The organism is Acidovorax sp. 99 (assembly GCF_003096455.1).
Taxonomy (GTDB): domain Bacteria; phylum Pseudomonadota; class Gammaproteobacteria; order Burkholderiales; family Burkholderiaceae_C; genus Acidovorax; species Acidovorax delafieldii.
The window spans coordinates 1,789,795-1,809,752 of sequence record NZ_QEKU01000001.1 but is presented as its reverse complement, the minus strand read 5'-3'; the positions used below and the strand labels follow the sequence as shown (position 1 = coordinate 1,809,752).

Annotated in this window: 18 protein-coding genes; 10 read left to right on the top strand and 8 right to left on the bottom strand. The window is 68.4% G+C overall.

Annotated elements, in window-relative coordinates; translation table 11 throughout:
• The first annotated feature begins 169 nt into the window (after window positions 1-169).
• The 6 genes from C8C95_RS08520 (at window position 170) to C8C95_RS08495 (ending at window position 5,552) form a co-directional block, all read left to right on the top strand.
• On the top strand, window positions 170-856 hold the full coding sequence (locus C8C95_RS08520) for a hypothetical protein (protein ID WP_060985874.1): 687 nt from the start codon (window positions 170-172) through the stop codon (window positions 854-856).
• Complete coding sequence (locus C8C95_RS08515) at window positions 853-1,410, top strand: FlgO family outer membrane protein (RefSeq protein WP_116748286.1); 558 nt, start codon at window positions 853-855, stop codon at window positions 1,408-1,410. The genes C8C95_RS08520 and C8C95_RS08515 overlap by 4 nt, the downstream gene beginning before the upstream one ends.
• Before the next feature lie 185 nt (window positions 1,411-1,595).
• Window positions 1,596-2,420, top strand: a complete 825-nt coding sequence (gene pyrF, locus C8C95_RS08510; protein ID WP_116748285.1) for an orotidine-5'-phosphate decarboxylase — start codon at window positions 1,596-1,598, stop codon at window positions 2,418-2,420.
• A gap of 99 nt (window positions 2,421-2,519) precedes the next feature.
• A complete protein-coding gene (locus C8C95_RS08505) occupies window positions 2,520-3,419 on the top strand; it encodes a LysR family transcriptional regulator (protein WP_116748284.1) in 900 nt (299 codons plus the stop codon).
• A gap of 169 nt (window positions 3,420-3,588) precedes the next feature.
• Window positions 3,589-4,563, top strand: a complete 975-nt coding sequence (locus tag C8C95_RS08500; protein ID WP_116748283.1) for a tripartite tricarboxylate transporter substrate binding protein — start codon at window positions 3,589-3,591, stop codon at window positions 4,561-4,563.
• Window positions 4,560-5,552, top strand: a complete 993-nt coding sequence (locus C8C95_RS08495) for a succinylglutamate desuccinylase/aspartoacylase family protein (RefSeq protein ID WP_116748282.1) — start codon at window positions 4,560-4,562, stop codon at window positions 5,550-5,552. Before C8C95_RS08500 ends, C8C95_RS08495 begins: the two co-directional genes overlap by 4 nt.
• A 48-nt stretch (window positions 5,553-5,600) precedes the next feature.
• Here C8C95_RS08495 and C8C95_RS08490 read toward each other — a convergent pair whose 3' ends face one another.
• A complete protein-coding gene (locus C8C95_RS08490; protein ID WP_116748281.1) occupies window positions 5,601-6,572 on the bottom strand; it encodes an EamA family transporter in 972 nt (323 codons plus the stop codon).
• On the bottom strand, window positions 6,569-7,009 hold the full coding sequence (locus C8C95_RS08485; protein ID WP_116748280.1) for a hotdog domain-containing protein: 441 nt from the start codon (window positions 7,007-7,009) through the stop codon (window positions 6,569-6,571). The genes C8C95_RS08490 and C8C95_RS08485 overlap by 4 nt, the downstream gene beginning before the upstream one ends.
• A gap of 320 nt (window positions 7,010-7,329) precedes the next feature.
• Here C8C95_RS08485 and C8C95_RS08480 point away from each other — a divergent pair, with 320 nt between their 5' ends.
• Window positions 7,330-9,300, top strand: coding sequence for a methyl-accepting chemotaxis protein (locus C8C95_RS08480; RefSeq protein ID WP_116748279.1), 1,971 nt, complete (start codon window positions 7,330-7,332; stop codon window positions 9,298-9,300).
• 102 nt (window positions 9,301-9,402) lie between these two features.
• Here the strand turns inward: C8C95_RS08480 and C8C95_RS08475 are convergent, their stop codons facing one another.
• The gene (locus C8C95_RS08475) at window positions 9,403-9,780 is read right to left on the bottom strand and encodes a DUF779 domain-containing protein (RefSeq protein WP_056067904.1); all 378 of its coding nucleotides are present in this window, start codon (window positions 9,778-9,780) and stop codon (window positions 9,403-9,405) included.
• 180 nt (window positions 9,781-9,960) lie between these two features.
• Window positions 9,961-11,484 carry an aldehyde dehydrogenase family protein gene (locus tag C8C95_RS08470; protein WP_099731812.1) on the bottom strand — a complete coding sequence of 508 codons (1,524 nt, stop codon included), beginning with the start codon at window positions 11,482-11,484 and terminating at the stop codon, window positions 9,961-9,963.
• A 313-nt stretch (window positions 11,485-11,797) separates the two neighbouring features.
• Between C8C95_RS08470 and C8C95_RS08465 the strand changes: the two genes are divergently transcribed.
• The gene (locus C8C95_RS08465) at window positions 11,798-13,756 is read left to right on the top strand and encodes a sigma-54-dependent Fis family transcriptional regulator (protein WP_116748278.1); all 1,959 of its coding nucleotides are present in this window, start codon (window positions 11,798-11,800) and stop codon (window positions 13,754-13,756) included.
• A 142-nt stretch (window positions 13,757-13,898) separates the two neighbouring features.
• Here C8C95_RS08465 and C8C95_RS08460 read toward each other — a convergent pair whose 3' ends face one another.
• Together C8C95_RS08460 and ompR are read right to left on the bottom strand one after the other, a co-directional pair.
• Entirely contained in the window at window positions 13,899-15,287 is a 1,389-nt protein-coding gene (locus C8C95_RS08460) for an ATP-binding protein (RefSeq protein ID WP_116748277.1), read from the bottom strand.
• On the bottom strand, window positions 15,284-16,048 hold the full coding sequence (gene ompR, locus C8C95_RS08455) for a two-component system response regulator OmpR (RefSeq protein ID WP_116750195.1): 765 nt from the start codon (window positions 16,046-16,048) through the stop codon (window positions 15,284-15,286). Before ompR ends, C8C95_RS08460 begins: the two co-directional genes overlap by 4 nt.
• 257 nt (window positions 16,049-16,305) lie before the next feature.
• Here ompR and C8C95_RS08450 point away from each other — a divergent pair, with 257 nt between their 5' ends.
• Both C8C95_RS08450 and C8C95_RS08440 read left to right on the top strand, forming a co-directional pair.
• Complete coding sequence (locus C8C95_RS08450) at window positions 16,306-16,806, top strand: hypothetical protein (protein ID WP_207780586.1); 501 nt, start codon at window positions 16,306-16,308, stop codon at window positions 16,804-16,806.
• A 379-nt stretch (window positions 16,807-17,185) separates the two neighbouring features.
• A complete protein-coding gene (locus tag C8C95_RS08440; protein WP_116748276.1) occupies window positions 17,186-18,166 on the top strand; it encodes an alpha/beta hydrolase in 981 nt (326 codons plus the stop codon).
• Window positions 18,167-18,172: 6 nt separating this feature from the next.
• Here the strand turns inward: C8C95_RS08440 and C8C95_RS08435 are convergent, their stop codons facing one another.
• Both C8C95_RS08435 and C8C95_RS08430 read right to left on the bottom strand, forming a co-directional pair.
• On the bottom strand, window positions 18,173-18,874 hold the full coding sequence (locus C8C95_RS08435) for an amino acid racemase (protein WP_116748275.1): 702 nt from the start codon (window positions 18,872-18,874) through the stop codon (window positions 18,173-18,175).
• A 76-nt stretch (window positions 18,875-18,950) separates the two neighbouring features.
• Window positions 18,951-19,877: a LysR family transcriptional regulator gene (locus C8C95_RS08430; RefSeq protein ID WP_116748274.1), complete on the bottom strand. Its 927-nt coding sequence runs from the start codon at window positions 19,875-19,877 to the stop codon at window positions 18,951-18,953.
• Window positions 19,878-19,958 lie beyond the last annotated feature (81 nt).

Sequence of the window (19,958 nt, the reverse complement as noted above, 5' to 3'; positions counted from 1 at the left end):
GCCTTGCATCGGCACACAACTGTGACCAAAAACAACGAACTGTGTACGCCGGAGCGTAGTTAGCGTAATTTTTTCTTGTTTTTGTTGAGGATACCGCCCAGAATTATTTTTCAATCGTGCGGGTCGCATCTGTTCGGATCCTCGCAAATTCAGTCCGTAGGAGGGAATCATGTCGTTTTCAAAGGCAATCAGCTTGGCCGTGCTGGCTGGCGCTGTGGCAACTTTGGTGGGGTGCGCACAGAGGGCGCCTATTCCCGTCGCGGAAAATTTCGAGTACACCTCGCAGCCCAAGGTTCGCTCCGCCGGACATTGGGACCTGGTCTCGCGCGATGTGGTCAATCAGACGCTGGGCACCCTGGACAAGGCCGGCGTGGCCCCCAACACCCCCCTGCATGTGTCATTGCCCGCCAATGCCACGCAGTTTGAAACCGCCTTCCGCGAGTTCCTGATCACCAAACTGGTCCAGAACGGCGCCGTGGTGCAGCAGAACCTGGGCCAGGCCCTGGAAGTCTCCTACGGTATCCAGGTCGTGCGTCACAACAGCGACCGCCCGCATTTCATCCCTGGTCAGTTCACCATGCTGGCTGCAGGCCTGTTTGCCGCGTACGGTCTGCGCCATGAGCACATCGACGCCCAGCTGGCCGCAGGCCTGGGTCTGTCGATCGCCGCCGACTATGCCAACAGCATCAACTCCGGTGGCCCGACCAACACCGAGCTGATCCTGACCACCACCGTCACGCGCGGCGGCCAGTACCTGGCTCGCAAGACCGACGTGTACTACCTGGAAAACGCTGACACTCCATTGTTCACGCGCCCCTCGTACAAGAACGTCAACATGAAGGTTGTCTCGCAATGAAAACCCCTGCACTTCTTTTGACGGTGCTGGCCGGTGCCGTGCTGGCCGGTTGCGCCAACAATGCCGCGCCGGTGCGCGTCGAGCCCACCTACCAGGAAGCCGCCAGCAGCCAGTTCATCCAGAGCAGCCGCGACGCGGTGACCAAGCTGACCACCGGTTTCGACATGAACTCGCTGGGTGGCGGGCCCGTGCTCGTGGCCACCGTGGTCAACGTCAACGACCTCAGCCGCGCCGCCCCGCTGGGCCGCACGTTGTCCGAGCAGTACGCCACCAGCATGGCTGCCAGCGGCTTCAACGTGAAGGAAATCAAGCTGCGCGGTGACGTGTTCGTGCGCGAAGGCCAGGGCGAGCTGCTGCTGTCGCGTGAGATCAAGGACATTGCCCGCAACCACAATGCCTCCCTGGTGCTGGTGGGTACCTACTCTGCGGCCGCCAACTACACCTACGTGAGCCTGAAGCTCGTGCGCACCGAAGACAGCCGCATCGTGCGTGGCTACGACTACGCGCTGCCCAACGACCGCGACGTGCAACGCCTGTTGGCTGTGCCCCGCTGATCTTTCGTTCTCACCAGGGACTTGTTGCTCCCTGTGCTACCGCAAAAAGGCCGTCTCGACGGCCTTTTTTGTTGCCCGTCGGCACACCCCGGGGTGCCTGAAATCTCCACTGCACAGCGCCTCTCCTTGACGATCACGGTCCTCGGCGGGGGCATCCCGTGCCCACCCACCTAAAATCACGCCCCATGAACTTCACCGACATGCTGCGCGACGCCACGGCACAGAACAACTCCCTGCTGTGCGTGGGCCTGGACCCTGAACCCACGCGGTTTCCCGCCGCGATGCAGGGCGACCCCCGCAAGATCTATGACTTTTGCGCGGCCATCGTGGACGCCACCGCCGACCTGGTGTGTGCCTTCAAGCCGCAGATCGCCTACTTTGCCGCGCATGGTGCCGAGGACCAGCTCGAACGCCTGATGCAGCACATGCGGGCCAACGCACCGCAGGTGCCGGTGATCCTGGACGCCAAGCGCGGCGACATCGGCTCCACGGCCGAGCAGTACGCCAAGGAGGCCTTCGAGCGCTACGGTGCCGATGCCGTCACGCTGTCGCCCTTCATGGGCTTCGACTCCATCGAGCCCTATCTGGCCTACCACGGCAAGGGCGCGTTTTTGCTCTGCCGCACCTCCAACCCCGGCGGCGACGACCTGCAGACCCAGCGCCTGGCCAGCGTCGAGGGCCAGCCGCTCATGTACGAGCATGTGGCGCGTCTGGCGCAAGGCCCCTGGAACAAGAACGGCCAGCTCGGCCTGGTGGTGGGCGCCACCTACCCGCAGGAGATCGAGCGCGTACGTGCCATCGCGCCCACGCTGCCGCTGCTGATTCCGGGCGTGGGTGCCCAGGGTGGTGATGCCGCCGCCACCGTGCGCGCCGGGCTGCGCAGTGACGGGCCGATCATCGTGAACTCGTCGCGGGCCATTCTTTACGCGTCCAAAGGCGAGGACTTTGCTGCGGCCGCGCGTGCAGAAGCCATGCGCACCCGAGGCGTTCTGGAAGCTGCCCGGGGCTGAGCGCTCTCACTCCGACCGCGGTGTCTGGTCCTCTAACGGGGCTGGCACAGCCCAGGCACCAGCCCACCGACCGGACAGCCGCCCCTTCAGGAGCCGACGATGCAGTTGAAATGGCTGGAAGACTTCATCGTGCTGGCGCAGGAGCGCAGCTTCACCCGCGCGGCGGAGCTGCGGCATGTCACCCACCCCGCGTTTGGCCGGCGCATCCGCGCGCTGGAGGCCTGGGCAGGCACGCCGCTGGTGGAGCGCGGTAGCGGCGGCCCCGTCACCCTCACGCCCGCCGGGCAAAGTTTTCTGGACACCGCCGGGCAAATGGTGCGCAACCTCACCCAGTCGCACGAGGAGCTGCAAAGCCTGGCCGGGCGGCAGGCCCGCACCGTGACCCTGGCCACGGGCCGCACCTTGGCGCGCACCGTGGTGGCCGACTGGCTGGTGCGCCTGCAGCCCATTTTGCAAGGCGGCGAGCTGTGCATTCGCACCCGGGCGCTGGCCGACACCGTGGGCATGCTGGAGCGCAACGAGGCTGATTTTTCGCTCGTGTACCACCACCCGGCTCTGGCCATCCGGCTCGATGCGCGGCAGTTCACGCACCTGACGGTGGCCTCCGACCGGCTGGTGCCCGTCTCGCGCGCCACGGCGCAGGGACAGGCGTTGCACCGGTTCGGGCCCGACGCCACGCGGGTGCCCTACCTGGCCTACGCCCCCCAGCTGGCCTTGGGGCGGCTGGTGGAAGACCACCTGGCGCACAACCCCCATGCGCCCCGGCTGCAGCGCGTGGTGGAGTGCGACTCGGCCGACGCCCACTACGAATACGTGCAAAAAGGCCTGGGTGTTGCGTGGCTGCCCTGGTCCATGGTGTTTGCCGACTGCAAGGCCCAGCGCCTCGCGCTGGCGGGTGACGCCCGCATGGAGGTGCGTTTTGACGTGCGCCTGTACCGCCCCAAGCGCCGCCTGGGGCCGCTGGCCGAGGCGCTGTGGAAGGCCCTGGCGCAGCGCTGATGAGCGCGTGTCCACGGTGAGAGACCTGCGGGTTTCCCCGTGGCAGGCATCGCGAATCAGCACGACCTGGTGCCGTTTTGGCACCAACAGCCAAGGGCCGGTTTTTCACAATCCAATCCATACCTCACCCGCCCCATTCAGCCCCACGCCTTTGCCAAGGAGTTTCACCATGACCACCGTCCGTCCCTTGCGCCGTGCTGCACTGCTGTGCGGCCTGGCCGTTCTCGCTGCCCCTGCCATCGCGCAAGACGCCTACCCCAGCAAGCCCATCACCATCGTGGTGGGCTATCCGCCCGGCGGCAGCACCGACCTGACCGCACGCACGGTGGCCACCGAGCTGGGCAACAAGCTTGGCGTGCCAGTCGTGATCGAGAACCTGGGCGGTGCCGGTGGCGCGATCAGTGCGCAGAAGGTGGCCAACGCCGCACCTGACGGCTACACCCTGCTGGTGGGCGCCAACAACGAGATCGCCATCAACAAGCTCGTGACCAAGAAGGTCAAGTACGACATCAAGGACTTCACGGCCATCGGCCTCATTGCTTCCCAGCCGCTGGTGCTGGTGGCCTCCACCGGCGCGGGCGTCAAGAACATGGCGGAGTTCACGCAGAAGGTGTCCAAGAACCCCGGCAAGTTCAGCTACGGCAGCTCGGGCGTGGGCACGGCGCTGCACCTGGCGGGCGAGGCCGTGAAGGAGCAGGGCAAGCTGTTCATGACGCACATCCCCTACCGGGGCGTGGCGCCGCTCACTAGCGACCTCATGGGCAACAACCTGGAGTACGGCGTGTTCGTGCTCTCCAGCGGCCTGCCGCACATCAAGAGCGGCAAGGTGATTGCATTGGGCACCACCGAGGCCAAGCGCTCTGCCACCACACCCGACATCCCCGCGCTGGCCGAGTCGCCGCAGTACAAGAACGTGGACATCAGCGTGTGGTTTGCGCTCATGGCACCGGCCAACCTGCCCAAGCCGGTGACCGACAAGCTCAAGAAGGCACTGGCCGACAGCCTGCAATCGCCGGACTTCCGCAAGAAGATGGAAGCCAGCGGGTCCACCGTGGCCTCGCCCACCGTGAACATCGACCAGTTCCTGGTCACGGAAGTGGCCAAATACAAAAAGATTGTTGAATTCGCCAAGATCGAAGAATGAGCACCAGCACTTTCCCCCCCACATCCCTGCAGCCCCTGGTGTTTGCGCTGCCCGCCCCCGACATCGGCGCTTGGCGCGCCGGCAACACCGGCACCGAAGGCGTGTGGCACTTCGACTCGGGCCGGCCCGGCCGCCACGTGATGATCAGCGCCCTGGTGCATGGCAACGAGCTGTGCGGCGCCTGGGCGCTCAAAGGCCTGCTCGACGCCGGTGTGCGCCCGCAGCAGGGCACGCTCACGCTTGCGTTCTGCAACCTCGACGCCTTCGACCGGTTTGACCCCGGCAACCACGACGCCTCGCGCTTCACCGACGAAGACCTCAACCGCCAGTGGCTGGACGAGCGCATCGACGCGGCCGACACCAACGAGCGCCGCCGCGCCGCCGCGCTGCGCCCGTGGGTGGCACAGGCCGACTGGCTGCTCGACATCCATTCCATGCACGAGCCCTCGGCGCCGCTGCTGCTCACCGGCATCCAGCCGCGCAACCTGGCGCTGGCGCGTGCCATGCGCTCGCCCGAGCACATCGTGGTGGACTCCGGCCACAAGGACGGCGTGCGCATGCGCGACTACGGCCGGTTTGGCGACCTGGACGACAACGGCACCCGCTCGTTGCTCATCGAATGTGGCTTCCATGGCGACCCGGCCAGCCGCGCCGTGGCGCAGGACCAGTGCGTGCGCTTCATCGAACAGTCCGGCGCCCTGAGCGCCGACGCGCTGGCGCAGCAGCTGCCCGGCTGGCGCCTGCCCGACGCACCGCGCCAGTGGGCACTGGAAGTGACCGGCCCCGTGGTCGCCACCAGCAGCGCCTTCCGCTTCGTAGCGCCGTACACGGGCCTTGAAGTGTTCGAGAAGGCGGGGACGGTGATTGGCGACAACGACGGCGTGCCGGTGGTGACGCCGTACGACGACTGCGTGCTGGTCATGCCCTCGGTGCGCCAGGCACGTGCCGGGGTGACCGTGGTGCGCTTTGCGCGGCGCAGGTTGCTGTAGCCGGTGCGGTGGCTGAATGCTATCCAATTGATAGCTGTTGCAGCATATTCAACTAGCGCTACCGGCCATTTTGGCTTGTAGTCGGGGCCCCAGCACCACACAGGCCAGCGCCGCCACCACCAGCGCAATGCCCGCCCACTGCCAGGGCGCCACGCCCTCGTCCAGCAGCAGCCAGCCTGCGGTGAGGCCCACCACTGGCACCGCCAGGCTGAACGGCGCCACGCGGTTGGCGGGGTAGCGCTGCAGCAGGTTGGTCCACAGCGCGTAGCCCACGATGGTGGCGGCCCAGCCCAGGTAGGCCACGGCGGCCCATGACAGCAGCGGCACGCTGGCCAGCGTCTGCCACTGCAGCCAGCGCGCGGCGTCAGGGTCGAACAGGGCGGACAGCGCCATGAACGGCAGCACCGGCACCAGGCTGCTCCAGATCACAAAGGCCAACGGGTCAAACCCCGGGCTGTGCTGCTGTGCCAGCCGCGCCACGATGTTGGACGACGCCCACATGGCCGCGCCACACAGCGTGAGCAGCAGGCCCGCCAGCGTGGTGGCCGCCGCCACCCCCACGCCGGAGCCCGGGCCCACATAGTTCATCGCAAAACACACCAGCCCCAGCGCGGCCAGCCCCATGCCCACGCGCAACGGCAGCCCCGGCCGCTCGCGCAACAGCGCAAAGCCCAGCAGCGCCGTGAAGAACACCTGGGTCTGCAGCAGCACGCTGGCCAGCCCGGCCGTCATGCCCACCTTGAGCCCCATGAACAAAAAGCCGAACTGCCCCACGCCCTGGAACAGTCCGAACAGCAGCACCCAGCGCCAGTGCATGCGCGGCGGGCGCACCAGCAGCACCAGCGGCAGCGCTGCACACAGGTAGCGCGCGGCGCCCAGCTGGAACGGGCTGAAGCTGCGCAGCCCCCACTTCATCGCCACAAAGTTCACGCCCCAGAGGATCACCACTACCAGCGCTGCGAGCAGGTCGCGCGCACGCAGCGGGCTGGTGGCGGATGCGGCCTGTGCAGCGCCGCTCATTGCGCCGCGCGCGCTGCGTCGATGTGCGCCTTCACGCGCTGGGCCAGCGCAATGTCGCCGGGGGTCTCGGGGCTCCATTTGTCCACCGTGCGCGGCTGGTCGCTGGCATCCACGGCGGTGTACACGGCCACGCAGTGCACCACGTCCTCCAGCGGTGCGCCGTGCACGGCGCCGCTGCGCACTTCCACGGCCAGGCACATACTGGTGTCGGTGGTGTAGGCCAGGCGCGCGTGCACCTCCACCAGGTCCCCTGGGCGGATGGCGCGCACAAAGTGGGCGCCGCCCACAAACTCGGTGACGCAGGCGCCCTTGGCCCAGGCGCTGGCGCAGGCAAACCCGGCTTCGTCCACCCAGCGCAGCACCGTGCCGCCGGGGATGCGGCCTGCCTGGGGCAGCGTGGTCTGGGACGCCAGGAAGCGCAGGGTGGTTGAGTGCATGCCGGGGCTCCAAAGGATGGGGAGGCGTTCATTATTCTCCAGCGCCCCAGCTGCCGCTGCCGCCACCCGCCTCCGAACGCAGCCCAGCGCTCGCGATGCGGCCGCGTGGGCGAAGCGCTGCGTCACTTGACCTGAGTCAAAACCCTACTGCAAACGCGTCCCTACATTGAGAACCATTCCGTTTGGCCCTCGGTGCCGGTGGACGATTTCCCCATGCGATCGTCCTCAGGTTCACAGGGGCCGCCCTCCAGTCGGCGGTGCCGACACCCGCCCCTGGGGCCTACTCTAAAGCGCACGCCGTGTGGCCTGCGTCTATTGCCATGTCATTGCTTCACCGGTTGAACCTGCTCGAAAAATTCCTCATCCTGGGGACCATCGGGCTCTTGATGAGCGCCTTGCCCACCTACCTGGTGGTGCGCGACTCCCTCCACGCCATCGACCATGCGCGCCTGGAGGCGCAGGGCGTAGCCCCCGCCCAGGCGCTCACGCTGCTGGTGCAGCGCATGCAGGTGCACCGGGGCCTGTCGGTGGGCATGCTGGGCGGTGACGAGGCGCTGGCCGCGCGCCGCCCCGCCGCGCGCGATGCGGTCAACACCGCCCTGGACGACGTGAGCGCCCGCTTTGCCGCCGCCAAGGTGCCCGCCGCGCAGATGGCGGCCTGGACCCAGGCGCAGCAGACCTGGCGCACCCTGGAGCAGGCCGTGGCCGCGCGCAGCATCGAACAGGCGCAAAGCACCGCGCAGCACACCCAGCTCATCGCAACGCTGCTGCAGCTCAATGAGTCGCTGGTGCATGCCTATGGCCTGCAGATCGACCCCGAGGCCGACACCCACGCGCTGGTGCAGGCCTCGCTGGCGCAGGCCCCCATGCTGGGCGAAAAGCTGGGCATGCTGCGCGCCCAGGGCGCCAGCGCCTTGGGCAAGCGCGAGTTGACGCCCCAGGGCAAGGGCCAGCTGCTGGTGCTGCAGCAGCGCGTGGCCGAGCTGCAGGGCGACACCTTCCGCGGGCTGGACCGCGCCTTGCAGGGCAATGCCGAGCTGCAGCGCGCGCTGGGCAGCAGCGCGCAGGCTGTGCAAGGGCAGATCCAGCAGTCGCTACAGATGGTGGAGCGCAACATCCTCAACGCCACGGAGCTGCAGCTGCCGTCCAAGGATTACTTCGACGCGTTCACCCGCACCATCGAGGCGCTGAACGCACTCAACAACCTGTCGATGGCCAGCCTCGACCAGGCGCTGCAGGCGCGCGTGGCAGGGCTGCAGCGCAACCTGCTGTGGGTGGCGCTGGCCCTGGTCATCACGCTGTCGGCCACCAGTGCAATGGCGCTGGTGTTCGTGCGCTCCATGACCGGGCCGCTGTCGCAGGCCGTGGCGCTGTCGCGCGCCGTGGCACAGGGGGACCTGAGCGGCGCCCCCATTGCCCATGGCACCAACGAGGTGGGTCAGTTGCTGGAGGCGTTGCAGCAGATGCGCACACAACTCACGCAGGTGGTGCGCAACGTGCGCAGCGGGTCAGAAAGCGTGGCCACCGCCAGCGTGCAGATTGCCCAGGGCAACACCGACCTGTCGGCCCGCACCGAAAGCCAGGCCAGCGCGCTGGAAGAAACCGCCGCGTCCATGGAGCAGCTCAACGCCACCGTGCGCCAGAACGCCGACAGTGCCCAGCAGGCCAGCCAACTGGCCGCCAATGCCAGCACCGTGGCCGTGCAGGGCGGTGAAGTGGTGGCGCAGGTGGTGGACACCATGCACGGCATCAATGCCTCGTCGCAGAAGATCTCCGACATCATCGGCGTGATCGACTCCATCGCGTTCCAGACCAACATCCTCGCGCTGAACGCCGCGGTGGAGGCAGCCCGCGCGGGCGAGCAAGGCCGGGGCTTTGCGGTGGTGGCGAGCGAGGTGCGCAGCCTGGCCGGGCGCAGTGCCGAGGCCGCGCGCGAGATCAAGACGCTCATCAGTGCCAGCGTGGAGCGCGTGGCCCAGGGCAGCGCCCTGGTGGACCGCGCCGGCGCCACGATGAGCGAGGTGGTGGGCGCCATCCGCCGCGTGACCGACATCGTGGGCGAGATCAGCGCCGCCAGCCACGAACAGTCCCTGGGCGTGGCCCAGGTGGGCGAGGCCGTGACGCAGATGGACCAGGTGACCCAGCAGAACGCTGCACTGGTCGAAGAGATGGCCGCCGCCGCCAGCAGCCTCAAGAACCAGGCCGAAGACCTGGTGCACGTGGTGTCGGTGTTCCGCCTGGGCGACGATGGCGGCGGCCGCACGGCCGCAGGCGTGCTACGAATTCAATAGCTGTAGCGGCATATTGCACCAGCGCTACCGGTCTGAATGACCCGAATTGTGCTGGAGCGGGCATGAAGGGGCGTCATGGAGGGCCGTACAGCCCCCGGGGGTTCACGCCGCAGGCCCGCGCGCAATGCCCAGTTCGGCCAGTTCCGCGTCGGTGAACACCCGCGAGCGCGTGTGAAAGGCCTTGCCCTCCGGCCCCTCCAGCGAAAACGTGCCGCCCGTGCCTTCGATCACATCGATGATGAGCTGCGTGTGCTTCCAGGTCTCGTACTGCGCGCGCCCGATGTAGAAGGGGCATCCTCCTATGTCGCCCAGGTACACGTCTCCCGCACCCATCGTGATCTCACCCGGCAGATAGCAGTTGGCCGCGCTGTTGTCGCAGCAGCCGCCACTCTGGTGAAACATGAGCGCAGGGCCATGCTTTGCTTGCAGAAAGGCCACCAACTCCAGCGCGGCAGGGGTGGCGATGACTTTTTCGACCATGGTTGTCTCCAGCGTGCGATGCAAAAACGCGGCCAGTTGGAACAACGAGCCGCGTCAGTAGAAACGTATCCAGCGGTTCACAAGCCGCCCCTGGCTAGGCGTCTCCGTCGCAGACAGTGGCAGCGCCACGGCCAGACGGAGCAACGACGCCAGGGGCGGTTTTTGGACCGCCACCCCAGATCAGAAGAAGCCGAGCTTGTTCTCGCTGTAGCTGACGAGCAGGTTCTTGGTCTGTTGATAGTGGTCCAACATCATTTTGTGCGTCTCACGCCCAATGCCCGATTCCTTGTAGCCGCCAAACGCCGCATGCGCCGGGTACGCGTGGTAGCAGTTGGTCCACACCCGCCCGGCCTTGATGGCGCGGCCCATGCGGTAGGCCACATTGCCGTTGCGGCTCCACACACCGGCGCCCAGGCCATACAGCGTGTCGTTGGCAATGGCCAGGGCTTCGGCCTCGTCCTTGAAGGTGGTCACGGCCAGCACGGGGCCGAAGATCTCTTCCTGGAAGATGCGCATCTTGTTGTGGCCCTTGAACAGCGTGGGCTGCACGTAGTAGCCGCCTTCCAGGTCGCCGCCCAGGTGGGCTTGGCCGCCACCGGCCAGCACTTCGGCGCCTTCCTGCTTGCCCAGGTCCAGGTAACTCAGGATCTTGGTGAGCTGCTCTTTGCTGGCCTGCGCGCCCATCATGCTGTCGGTGTCCAGCGGGTTCTGGTGCTTGATGGCGGCCACGCGCTTGAGCACACGCTCCATGAATTGGTCGTAGATGCTTTCCTGGATCAGCGCGCGGCTCGGGCAGGTGCAGACCTCGCCCTGGTTGAACGCAAACAGCACCAGGCCTTCAATCGCCTTGTCCAAGAATGCATCGTCCTTGTCCATCACGTCGGCAAAGAAGATGTTGGGGCTCTTGCCGCCCAGCTCCAGCGTGGCGGGGATCAGGTTGTTGGCAGCGGCCTGCGCAATCACGCGGCCGGTGCTGGTGGAACCGGTGAACGCGATCTTGGCGATGCGCTTGCTCTGTGCCAGCGGCATGCCCGCCTCGCGGCCGTAGCCGTTGACGATATTGAGCACGCCGGGCGGCAGCAGGTCGGCGATCAGCTCGACCAGGATGAGGATGGAGATGGGGGTGCTTTCTGCGGGCTTGAGCACCACACAGTTGCCTGCGCCCAGGGCAGGGGCCAGCTTCCAGGCCGCCATCAGGATGGGGAAGTTCCACGGGATGATCTGTCCCACCACGCCCAGCGGTTCCTGGATGTGGTACGCCACCGTGTTCTCGTCGATGTTGCTCAAGGCACCTTCTTGCGCACGCACGCAGCCCGCAAAGTAGCGGAAGTGGTCCACGGTGAGCGGGATGTCGGCGTTCAGCGTTTCGCGGATGGCTTTGCCGTTGTCCACGGTCTCGGCGTAGGCCAGGCGCTCCAGGTTTTCTTCGATGCGGTTGGCGATCTTGAGCAGAATGTTGGCGCGCGTGGCGGCATCGGTCTTGCCCCAGGCGTCGGCCGCAGCGTGGGCGGCGTCCAGGGCCAGCTCGATGTCTTCGGCCGTGGAACGCGCAGCCTGGGTGTAGACCTTGCCGCTCACGGGCGTGATGACATCAAAGTACTGGCCCTTGACGGGCGGCACGAATTTGCCGCCGATGAAGTTGTCGTAACGGGGCTTGTAGGTGATCTTGGCGCCAGCGGCGCCGGGGGCTGCGTAAACGGTCATGGTGTTGTCTCCTGCGATGGTTGTGTGCATCGGGCGGACTCGGTGGAGCCTGTCCGATGCCAACCCCTTACTCAAAACACATGCCAGCAGGCCACGGCGCATGAAGTGTTGATTTCATTGGATTTTTTCGCCCGCCCAGGGCGGACAACTGTTGCAGCCGCCCGCATCGCGGTGTGCCGGGCCGCGACACCTGTCACGAAATGGAACAGTTGGCACACCGCTTGCGCCCACACCCTTGCCCCACGCCGTCGAGCCCGCCATACTGGCCCACACACCACAAGCGGGCCGCCCTGAGCCCGCACGGAGACAAAGCGTGCGCCCCAACACTTCCCCCGTCGCCCTGCGACAGGCCCGCCAGCACCTGCTGGACTCTGGCCAGTGCCCCAGTGGCCTGGTGGACGAGCGCCTGGCGCGCTCCTGGTCGCGCAGCATGGCGGCCGGCCTGCTGCCCACCGGGCGGCCGCAGGCCATCGACCACCCCAGCAGCGGCACGCTGCGCCAGGTGCTGGCCAGCAACCCCGAGCTGCTCGCGCATTCGCGGCCGGTGATGGAATACCTGTTCGAGCAAGTGCGCCACAGCCAGAGCGTGGTGGTGCTGGCCGACCGGCGCGGCATGCTCATGCACACGCTGGGCGATCCGTACTTTGTGGACAAGGCCGAGCGCGTGGCGCTGACCAGCGGTGCCTCCTGGCACGAGGCCCACCGGGGCACCAATGCCATCGGCACGGCGCTGGCCGAGGCCTGCGCGGTGGAGGTGCACGGCGGCGAGCATTTTCTGGAGCGCAACAACTTTCTCACCTGCGCGGCTTCGCCCATCCTATCGGCCACGGGCGAGTTGCTGGGCATCCTCGACATTTCGGGCGACTACCGCCACGGCCACGCCCACACGCTGGGCCTTGTGAGCACGGCCGCCCGCATGATCGAAAACCGCCTGCTGGCGGCCGCCTGCAAACGCAACATCCGGCTGCATCTGCACAGCGCGCCCGAGGGCATTGGCAGCGTGGCCGAGGGCATCGTGGCCGTGTCGGCCGACGGCTGGATCGTGGGTGCCAACCGCGTGGCCCTGGCGCAGCTGGGCCTGCATGCGGGGGACGTGGGCGCCACCTTGCTGGAGCGGGTGCTGGACGTGCGGCTGGATGACCTGCTCTCGCACCACAAGCGCCGCCCCCAACAGCCGCAGGCTTTGCGCACACTGCAAGGCGCCTTGCTGTTTGCCCAGGTGCAGATGGACGCCGCCTGGGTCCCCACCCCCACACGGCCCACCGCTGCGGCGACTGCTGCGCCCCAGCAAGACGCCCTGGCCCAGCTGGACACCGGCGACGCGCGCTGGCGCGCCGCCGCCGACAAGGCCCGCCGCGTTGTGGGCAAACCGATTGCAGTGCTGGTGCAGGGCGAGTCGGGCGTGGGCAAGGAGGTGTTTGCGCGCGCGCTGCACGCCAGCGGCCCGCGCCGCGATGCGCCGTTTGTGGCCATCAACTGCGCAGCCATCCCCGAGCACCTGATCGAATCCGAACTCTTCGGCCATGTGGCCGGTGCCTTCACCGGCGCGCGCAAGGAGGGCCACCTGGGCCGCCTGCGGGAGGCCCATGGCGGCACGCTGTTTCTCGACGAAATCGGCGACATGCCGCTGGCCCTGCAGACCCGCCTGCTGCGTGTGCTGCAAGAGCGCAGCGTGACGCCCGTGGGCGCCAGCAAGGCCGTGCCGGTGGACTTTGCACTGGTCTGCGCCACGCACAACCAGCTCATGCAGGCGGCGGAACAGGGGCGCTTTCGGCAAGATCTGTACTACCGCATCAACGGCCTCACCGTGCAGCTGCCCGCACTGCGCGAGCGCAGCGACTTTGTGGCGCTGCTGCAGCGCCTGCTGGCCAACCTAGCCACGGAGCAGGGCCTGGGTTTTGAGGTGCAGGTGGCGCCCGACCTGCTGGCCCGCCTGGCCGCCTACCCCTGGCCCGGCAACTTGCGCCAGCTGGCCAACGTGCTGCGCACGGCCTGCGCCATGCTGGCCGAGGGCGAAGATACCCTGGGCTGGGAGCACATGCCCGACGACCTGGTGCAGGCGCTCACGGCGGTGCCCGTCAGCCCGCGCAGCGATGCCGCAGCGGGCGCCGGTGCGGACGGCCTGCCTGCCAGCCTGAGCCTGCAGCAGCTGTCGCAGGCCGCCATCGACCAGGCGCTGCAGGCCGCGCGCGGCAACATGTCGCAGGCGGCGCGCCAGCTGGGCATCAGCCGCCAGACGCTGTACCGCAAGCTGAAGATGCCGGTGGCCTGAGGGCATGCCGGGCTTGCTGAGTTGCTATTGATTTGAGAGCTGTCGCCGCATATCGCACTAGCACTTGCGGCACTTTTGGCTGAATTTTCAGTGCGCAGCATGCCCAGGGCGTGCGCAGGGCGCGTCCGGTGGCATCAACCTCTCAGGCCTGCCCGCCCCGTGGCAACACCAGCCGTGCGCGCAGCCCCGTGCCCGGCGCGCTGAACAGCTCCAGCCGCCCGCCGTGGCTGCGCACCACGCGTTCCACGATGGCCAGGCCCAGACCCGCGCCCGGCGCGCCCGAGCGTGCCGCGCCATCGCCGCGCGCAAAGGGCTGGCGGATGCGGTCCAGCTCTGCCGGGGGGATGCCGGGGCCCTGGTCCTGCACCTCCAGCCACACGCCGTCGGCATCCGCCCCCGTGCGCAGCAGCACCGGCGGCGTGCCGTGGCGCCAGGCGTTTTCCACCAGGTTGTCCAGCGCGCGGCGCAGGGCCTGGGGGCGCACCGGCAGGTCGGGCAGCGTGCCCAGCGCCAGCCGCACGGTGCGCCCATGGTCGGCCTGCGCCTCGGCCACGGCCTGGGCCAGGTCGTTGAGCGATGCGGGGGTGGGCGCCTCGGCCTCGCCTGCGTTGGAACCGACCCGCGCAAACTGCAGGAACTGGCCCACGATGCCGTCCATCTCGTCGATGCTGCGGGCCATGCTCGCGGCCAGGGGCGCATCCACCTGTGCACCGGCAATCTCCACGCCCAGGCGCAGCTTGGTCAGCGGGGTGCGCAGGTCGTGCGACACCCCGGCCAGCATCAGCGCGCGCTCCTGCTCGGCAGCCGCCAGGCTGTGCGCCATGTGGTTGAAGCTGCGGCCCACGGTGGCGATTTCTTCGGGTCCGTCTTCGGGCAGCGGTGCTGGGGGCTGGCCCTGCGCCAGCTGCCGGGCCGCAGCCACCACCTGCGCCAGCGGGCGGTTGATGTGCCGCTGCAGCCACCAGGCCCCCAGCAGCGCCAGCAGCATGCTGGCCAGCGTGGCGGCCAGCCAGGCGCCGGTGAACTCGCGCGTGGGGAACACGCTGGGCAGGTTCAGCCAATAGGTCTCCGCCCCCTCCGGCCCCTGGTGCACCACACGCAGGGCCAGCACGCCCGTGCTGTCTCGGCGCCATACGGGTTGCGAAGTGTTCGTTGCCGCATCGTCCGCCCCCAGGCGGCGCGACACCGCCTGCACAAACTGCCGCTCCATGGGCGACAGCAGTGCGCGCCGCGCAGCGCTTTCCGCCGCCACGGGCGGGGCCGACCGCACGGCCTGCTGGTTGAAGGCCTCGACAAATGCGGCCCGCTGTGCCGGGGGCAGCGCCTGCAGCCCTGCGCGCAGCGCGCCCACATTGCGCGCCACGCCATCGGCCACCTGTGCCACGCGGGGCTGAAAGATCATCTGCCGCACCAGCACGGCCGCCACCAGCTGGCCCAGCACGATGAGCACCGCCATCAGCAGCAGGTTGCGGCCCAGCAGACTGCGCGGCCACCAGCCCCCGGTGGCTTGGGGTGTGGCGGAGGGCGTCATGGCTTGCCTCCGCCGCCCGGCGCTGCGCCATCCGGCACAAACACATAGCCCACGCCCCACACGGTGCGGATGTGGCGCGGCTGGGCAGGGTCGGCCTCGATGAGTTTGCGCAGGCGCATCACCTGCACATCGATGCTGCGGTCGGTGGCCGTGTGGTCGGGGCCATAGGCCAGTGCGATGAGCCGGTCGCGGCCCAGGGGCCGGTGCGGTTGCTGTGCCAGCGCCTGCAGCAGCGCGAATTCGCCCGTGGTCAGGGGCACGTCTTGCGCACCTTGGCCGTCCTCGGCACCGTTGCGCTCCAGCCGGCGCTCGTCCAGCCACAGTGTGAATGCGCCAAACGCGATGCGGCCGCCCGTCTGGCGCGGCCCGGTGTGTGCACCCAGCAGGCGCTGGCGGCGCACCATGGCCTGGATGCGGGCCAGCAGCTCGCGCGGGTTGAAGGGTTTGGGCAGGTAGTCGTCGGCGCCCATCTCCAGGCCCACGATGCGGTCCACGGGGTCGCCCCTGGCCGTGAGCATCAGGATGGGGATGGTCTCGCCCTGCGCGCGCAGGCGGCGGCAGATCGACAGGCCATCCTCGCCCGGCATCATCACGTCGAGCACCAGCACATCAAAGCGTTCGCGCTGCAGCAGCACATCCAGCGGCCCGGCGCCCTCCACCGTGCGTACGCTGTAGCCCTGGTCGCTCAGGTAGCGCTGCAGCAGCGCACGCAGGTCGGGTTCGTCATCGGCGACCAGGATCTTGGCCAGGGCTTCCGTCATGGGGCGGTGGAGGTGGATGGCAGTGGGTGGATGCAGCCAAGGCTGCGTGCCAATGGTAGGGCCGAAAACACCGGGTGCCAGCGCGGGCAGGTGCTCCGGTGCATGACAACGCGTGACACGTGCCGGTGGTTTGTCATGCTTTGTCATACATCGTGCATCGGGCGCCACAACTGGCTCATACCTGGCGGCCATAGTTCAGGCCAGCGCAGCACCCCGCTGCTCCGCACCCCCTGTTCTGTTGCAAGGAGCCGACCGCCATGTTCCCTTCCGTCCCGACACCGACCGCCCCCGTTGCCACTTACCGCGCCATGCTGCTGGCCGCCTTGGCCGTGGCGGCACTGTTGCATCTGGCAGCGAACGATGCCAACGCACGCAGCCGCCACACGGTGGAGCACAACGCCGACGGCAGCACCACCGCCCGCACCGGCGTGGTCCGCGCAGCGCCGGGCGGTGGGGGCGTGCTGCGCGGCCGCAGCGTGTCCACCGACGGCCAGGGCCACGGCAGTGTGCGCAGTGGCGCTGCCGTGGTGGGCCCCAACGGCGCCATGGCGGTGCGCCAGGGCCAGAGCGCAAGGAATGCCGATGGCACGGCCAGCCACAGCAGCACCTTGGCCGCCCGGGGCGACCGGGGCACGCTGCAGAGCACGGGCGCCGCCACGCGCAGCGCTGACGGCAGCGTGACCCAGGGCCGCACCACCACGGCCACCAGCGCAGCCACCGGCAACAGCGTGCAGACCAGCAGCTTTAGAGCCTATTGACGGACTCCCAGGGGTCGCGCAGTGGTTTTTGCGGGATGGGATGCAAGGCGCGGTGCGCAGTGGATAGCCCGGCTATCCACAAGTGCCGCAACGCCGCAGACCGCCCGCAAAGACCACTGCCCGAAGGGTTGGAGCGAAATCGGGCGATTGGACGCCCCGGCTGCTTGCATGGGCATGAGCCCATGCGGCGCATCCGAAGCATCCACTCATCCCGATTGCGCTCCAACGCGATCCCCTAGGAGTCCGTCAACAGGCTCTACCACCACAGACACCGGCCGCACCCGCAGCGCCAGCTGCTTTGACGCCAGCGGCGCCCCCATGGCCTGCCCTGCGCGGCCCTGATTTTTCATCTCTACTTCATTGAGCCAGGAGATCCCGCATGTCCCGTCCTTCCACCCCACTCTTCGAGTTCGCCTCACTGCGCACAGGCCTCGGCGCAGCGCTGTGCGCGCTGGCCGCCGTGTTGACCCCACCCGCCCACGCCCAGCTGCGGGGGCTGGGGCCTTTCGCGCAGGTGCGCGACACCGCTGCGGCCTTGCCCGTCGGTGTGCAGCGCGTGGTCGATGTGCCCTATGGTGCGGACCCGCTGCAGCGCATGGATGTCTACCTGCCCGCTGCTGGCGGCGCCGCCAGCAGTGCTGCGGTGGCCAGCGGTACGCGCGCGCCGGTGATCTTCATGGTGCATGGCGGCGCCTGGCGCACGGGCGACAAGGCCATGTCCCGCGTGGTGCAGGAGAAGGTGGCGCGCTGGGTGCCCAAGGGCTTTGTGTTCATCTCGGTGAACTACCGCCTGTACCCCGCCGTGAACGTGCTGCAGGAGGCGCAGGACGTGGCCATCGCACTGGCCGCCGCCCAAAGCCGCGCCGCCAGCTGGGGCGCCGATGCATCGCGGTTCATCCTGATGGGGCATTCAGCGGGCGCGCACCTGGTGTCGCTCATCAATGCGTCGCCCACCCTGGCCCAGCGCGAGGGGGCCTGGCCCTGGCTGGGCACGGTGTCGCTGGACAGCGCGGCGCTCAATGTGCCGGTGGTGATGACCGCGCCGCACTACCCGTTCTATGACGAGGTGATGGGTGCCAACCCGTTGTTCTGGGCCGCAGTGTCGCCGTACCACGCACTGTCGGGGCCGGTGCCGCCGTTCCAGTTGGTCTGTTCCACCGAGCGCCCCGACCACCCCTGCCTGCAGGCCCAGGGCATGGCCCGCCGCGTGCGCGACCTGGGCGGCCGTGCCGAGGTGCTGCCGCAGGAGCTGACCCACGGCGAGATCAACGCGCAGCTGGGCCTGGAGAGCGCCTACACGCGGGCCGTGGAGACCTTCATGGCCTCGCTGGACGCCGTGGTGGCGCAGCGGCTCAAGTAGTTGCGTTCAGTCCGCTTGCACGGCCCGCCGCAGCGCGGCACGCGCCAGCAGGCGGGTGGAGTCCAGCGTGGGCAGCGGGGAGTTGGCGTCGCTCAGGATCAGCGGGATCTCGGTGCAGCCCAGCACCACGGCATCGCAGCCGTCCTCGCGCTGCATGCGGGCGATGATCTGCTGGAACATGGCCACGCCCTCGGGGCGAATGACGCCGGGCACGAGCTCGTCCATGATGATGCGGTTGATCTCGCTGCGCTCGGCCTCGGTGGGGCGCTCCCATTGCAGGCCCTGGGCCTGCAGCGCATCGGGGTACACGCTGCTGTCCACCAGCCAGCGTGTGCCGGTCAGGGCCAGGCGCCGGTGGCCGCGCGCTGCCGCCTCGGCCGCCACCACCTCGGCAATGTGCAGCCAGGGCAGCGGCGAGTGGGGCAGCACGCGGTCCATCGCCTGGTGGATGGTGTTGTCGGGGCAGATCAGAAAATCGGCGCCTGCTCGTGCCAGTTTGTGGGCGGAGGCCAGCATCAGGTCGGCCACGCCTTGCAGGTCATTCCGGTCCAGGCAGTCCACATAGTCGGCCAGCGACGGTGTGTGCAGCGTCACCTCGGGGTGGGCATGCGGGCGGCCCAGCAGCGCAGCGCCTTCGGCGCACAGGGTGCGGTAGCACAGGGCGGCCCCTTCGGCGGAGCAGCCCACGATGCCGATGTGTTGGGGCATGGATGTGGTCCAGAGCGGTTGCAAAGGCCCATTATTGCCACCGCGCTGCCGTGGCTCGGGCCCCAAGCTCTGCCCGTCAGTCCCCGCGCACCCGCTGCGCAAACCCGCGCGTGCTGAACTGCTCCACCACAAAGTCCACAAACACCCGGGTGCGTGCGGGCAGCAGCTTCTTGCTGGGGTAGTACAGCGAGGTCGGCCCTGCATCGGCCCACCAGCCGGGTAGCACCCGCACCAGGTCGCCCCGCGCCAGCCAGGGCTGCGCAAACGGCATGGGCAGCACGGCCAGGCCCAGGCCCATCAGCGCGGCCTGGCACATGGCTTCGGGGTCGTCGAACACGATGCGCGGGCGCAGCTCCACGGGAGCCGCATCGCCCGCCTTGTTGCGCAGCGTGGTGAGGTTGATGCGCCCGGTGCGGATGTTGCGCCGGGCAATGCCATCCCATTGCGCCAGGTCCGCCGGGTGGCGCGGTGCCCGCTTGCGGCCCTGCAGCAGCGCAGGCGCGGCCACAACCACCAGGTGGATGGGGCCCAGCGTGCGCGCCACCATGTCGGGGTTCAGGTTCAGGCCGCCGCCAATGCCGGCGTCAAAGCCCTCGCCGATCAAGTCCACCTGCCGGTTCTCAAAGCGCCAGTCGGGCTGGATGGCCGGGTAGCGCTGCAGGAACTCGGTGAGCAACGGCACCAGGTACGCGCGGCCAAAGGCCTGGCCCATGCTGACCTTGAGCGTGCCCGCTGGCTGCTGCTCGGCCTCGGCCGCGTGGTCCACCGCATCGGCCAGTGCGGTGAGTGGCGGGCTCACTTGCGCCAGGAGGCGCTGCCCGCCCTCGGTCAGCGTGAGGCTGCGCGTGCTGCGCTGGAACAGCCGCACGCCCAGGCTGGCCTCCAGCCTCGCCACGTTCTTGCTCACGGCGGCGGGCGTCAGGCCCATGAGCCGTGCGGCGGCCGAAAAGCTGCCCGCCTGGGCGGACTGTACGAAGGATTCAAGGTGGCTGAGGGGCTGCATGCGGTGTATTTTCAACCAAGGGTTGAAAGATATACAGCCCATTCATGGCTACCGGAGCATGAGTGTTTTTCTGACACTGCA

Coding starts and splice junctions, on each gene's coding strand:
- C8C95_RS08520 (WP_060985874.1), top strand. CDS start 170: ATGTCGTTTTCAAAGGCAATCAGCTTGGCCGTGCTGGCTGGCGCTGTG.
- C8C95_RS08515 (WP_116748286.1), top strand. CDS start 853: ATGAAAACCCCTGCACTTCTTTTGACGGTGCTGGCCGGTGCCGTGCTG.
- pyrF (WP_116748285.1), top strand. CDS start 1,596: ATGAACTTCACCGACATGCTGCGCGACGCCACGGCACAGAACAACTCC.
- C8C95_RS08505 (WP_116748284.1), top strand. CDS start 2,520: ATGCAGTTGAAATGGCTGGAAGACTTCATCGTGCTGGCGCAGGAGCGC.
- C8C95_RS08500 (WP_116748283.1), top strand. CDS start 3,589: ATGACCACCGTCCGTCCCTTGCGCCGTGCTGCACTGCTGTGCGGCCTG.
- C8C95_RS08495 (WP_116748282.1), top strand. CDS start 4,560: ATGAGCACCAGCACTTTCCCCCCCACATCCCTGCAGCCCCTGGTGTTT.
- C8C95_RS08490 (WP_116748281.1), bottom strand. CDS start 6,572: ATGAGCGGCGCTGCACAGGCCGCATCCGCCACCAGCCCGCTGCGTGCG.
- C8C95_RS08485 (WP_116748280.1), bottom strand. CDS start 7,009: ATGCACTCAACCACCCTGCGCTTCCTGGCGTCCCAGACCACGCTGCCC.
- C8C95_RS08480 (WP_116748279.1), top strand. CDS start 7,330: ATGTCATTGCTTCACCGGTTGAACCTGCTCGAAAAATTCCTCATCCTG.
- C8C95_RS08475 (WP_056067904.1), bottom strand. CDS start 9,780: ATGGTCGAAAAAGTCATCGCCACCCCTGCCGCGCTGGAGTTGGTGGCC.
- C8C95_RS08470 (WP_099731812.1), bottom strand. CDS start 11,484: ATGACCGTTTACGCAGCCCCCGGCGCCGCTGGCGCCAAGATCACCTAC.
- C8C95_RS08460 (WP_116748277.1), bottom strand. CDS start 15,287: ATGACGCCCTCCGCCACACCCCAAGCCACCGGGGGCTGGTGGCCGCGC.
- ompR (WP_116750195.1), bottom strand. CDS start 16,048: ATGACGGAAGCCCTGGCCAAGATCCTGGTCGCCGATGACGAACCCGAC.
- C8C95_RS08450 (WP_207780586.1), top strand. CDS start 16,306: ATGTTCCCTTCCGTCCCGACACCGACCGCCCCCGTTGCCACTTACCGC.
- C8C95_RS08440 (WP_116748276.1), top strand. CDS start 17,186: ATGTCCCGTCCTTCCACCCCACTCTTCGAGTTCGCCTCACTGCGCACA.
- C8C95_RS08435 (WP_116748275.1), bottom strand. CDS start 18,874: ATGCCCCAACACATCGGCATCGTGGGCTGCTCCGCCGAAGGGGCCGCC.
- C8C95_RS08430 (WP_116748274.1), bottom strand. CDS start 19,877: ATGCAGCCCCTCAGCCACCTTGAATCCTTCGTACAGTCCGCCCAGGCG.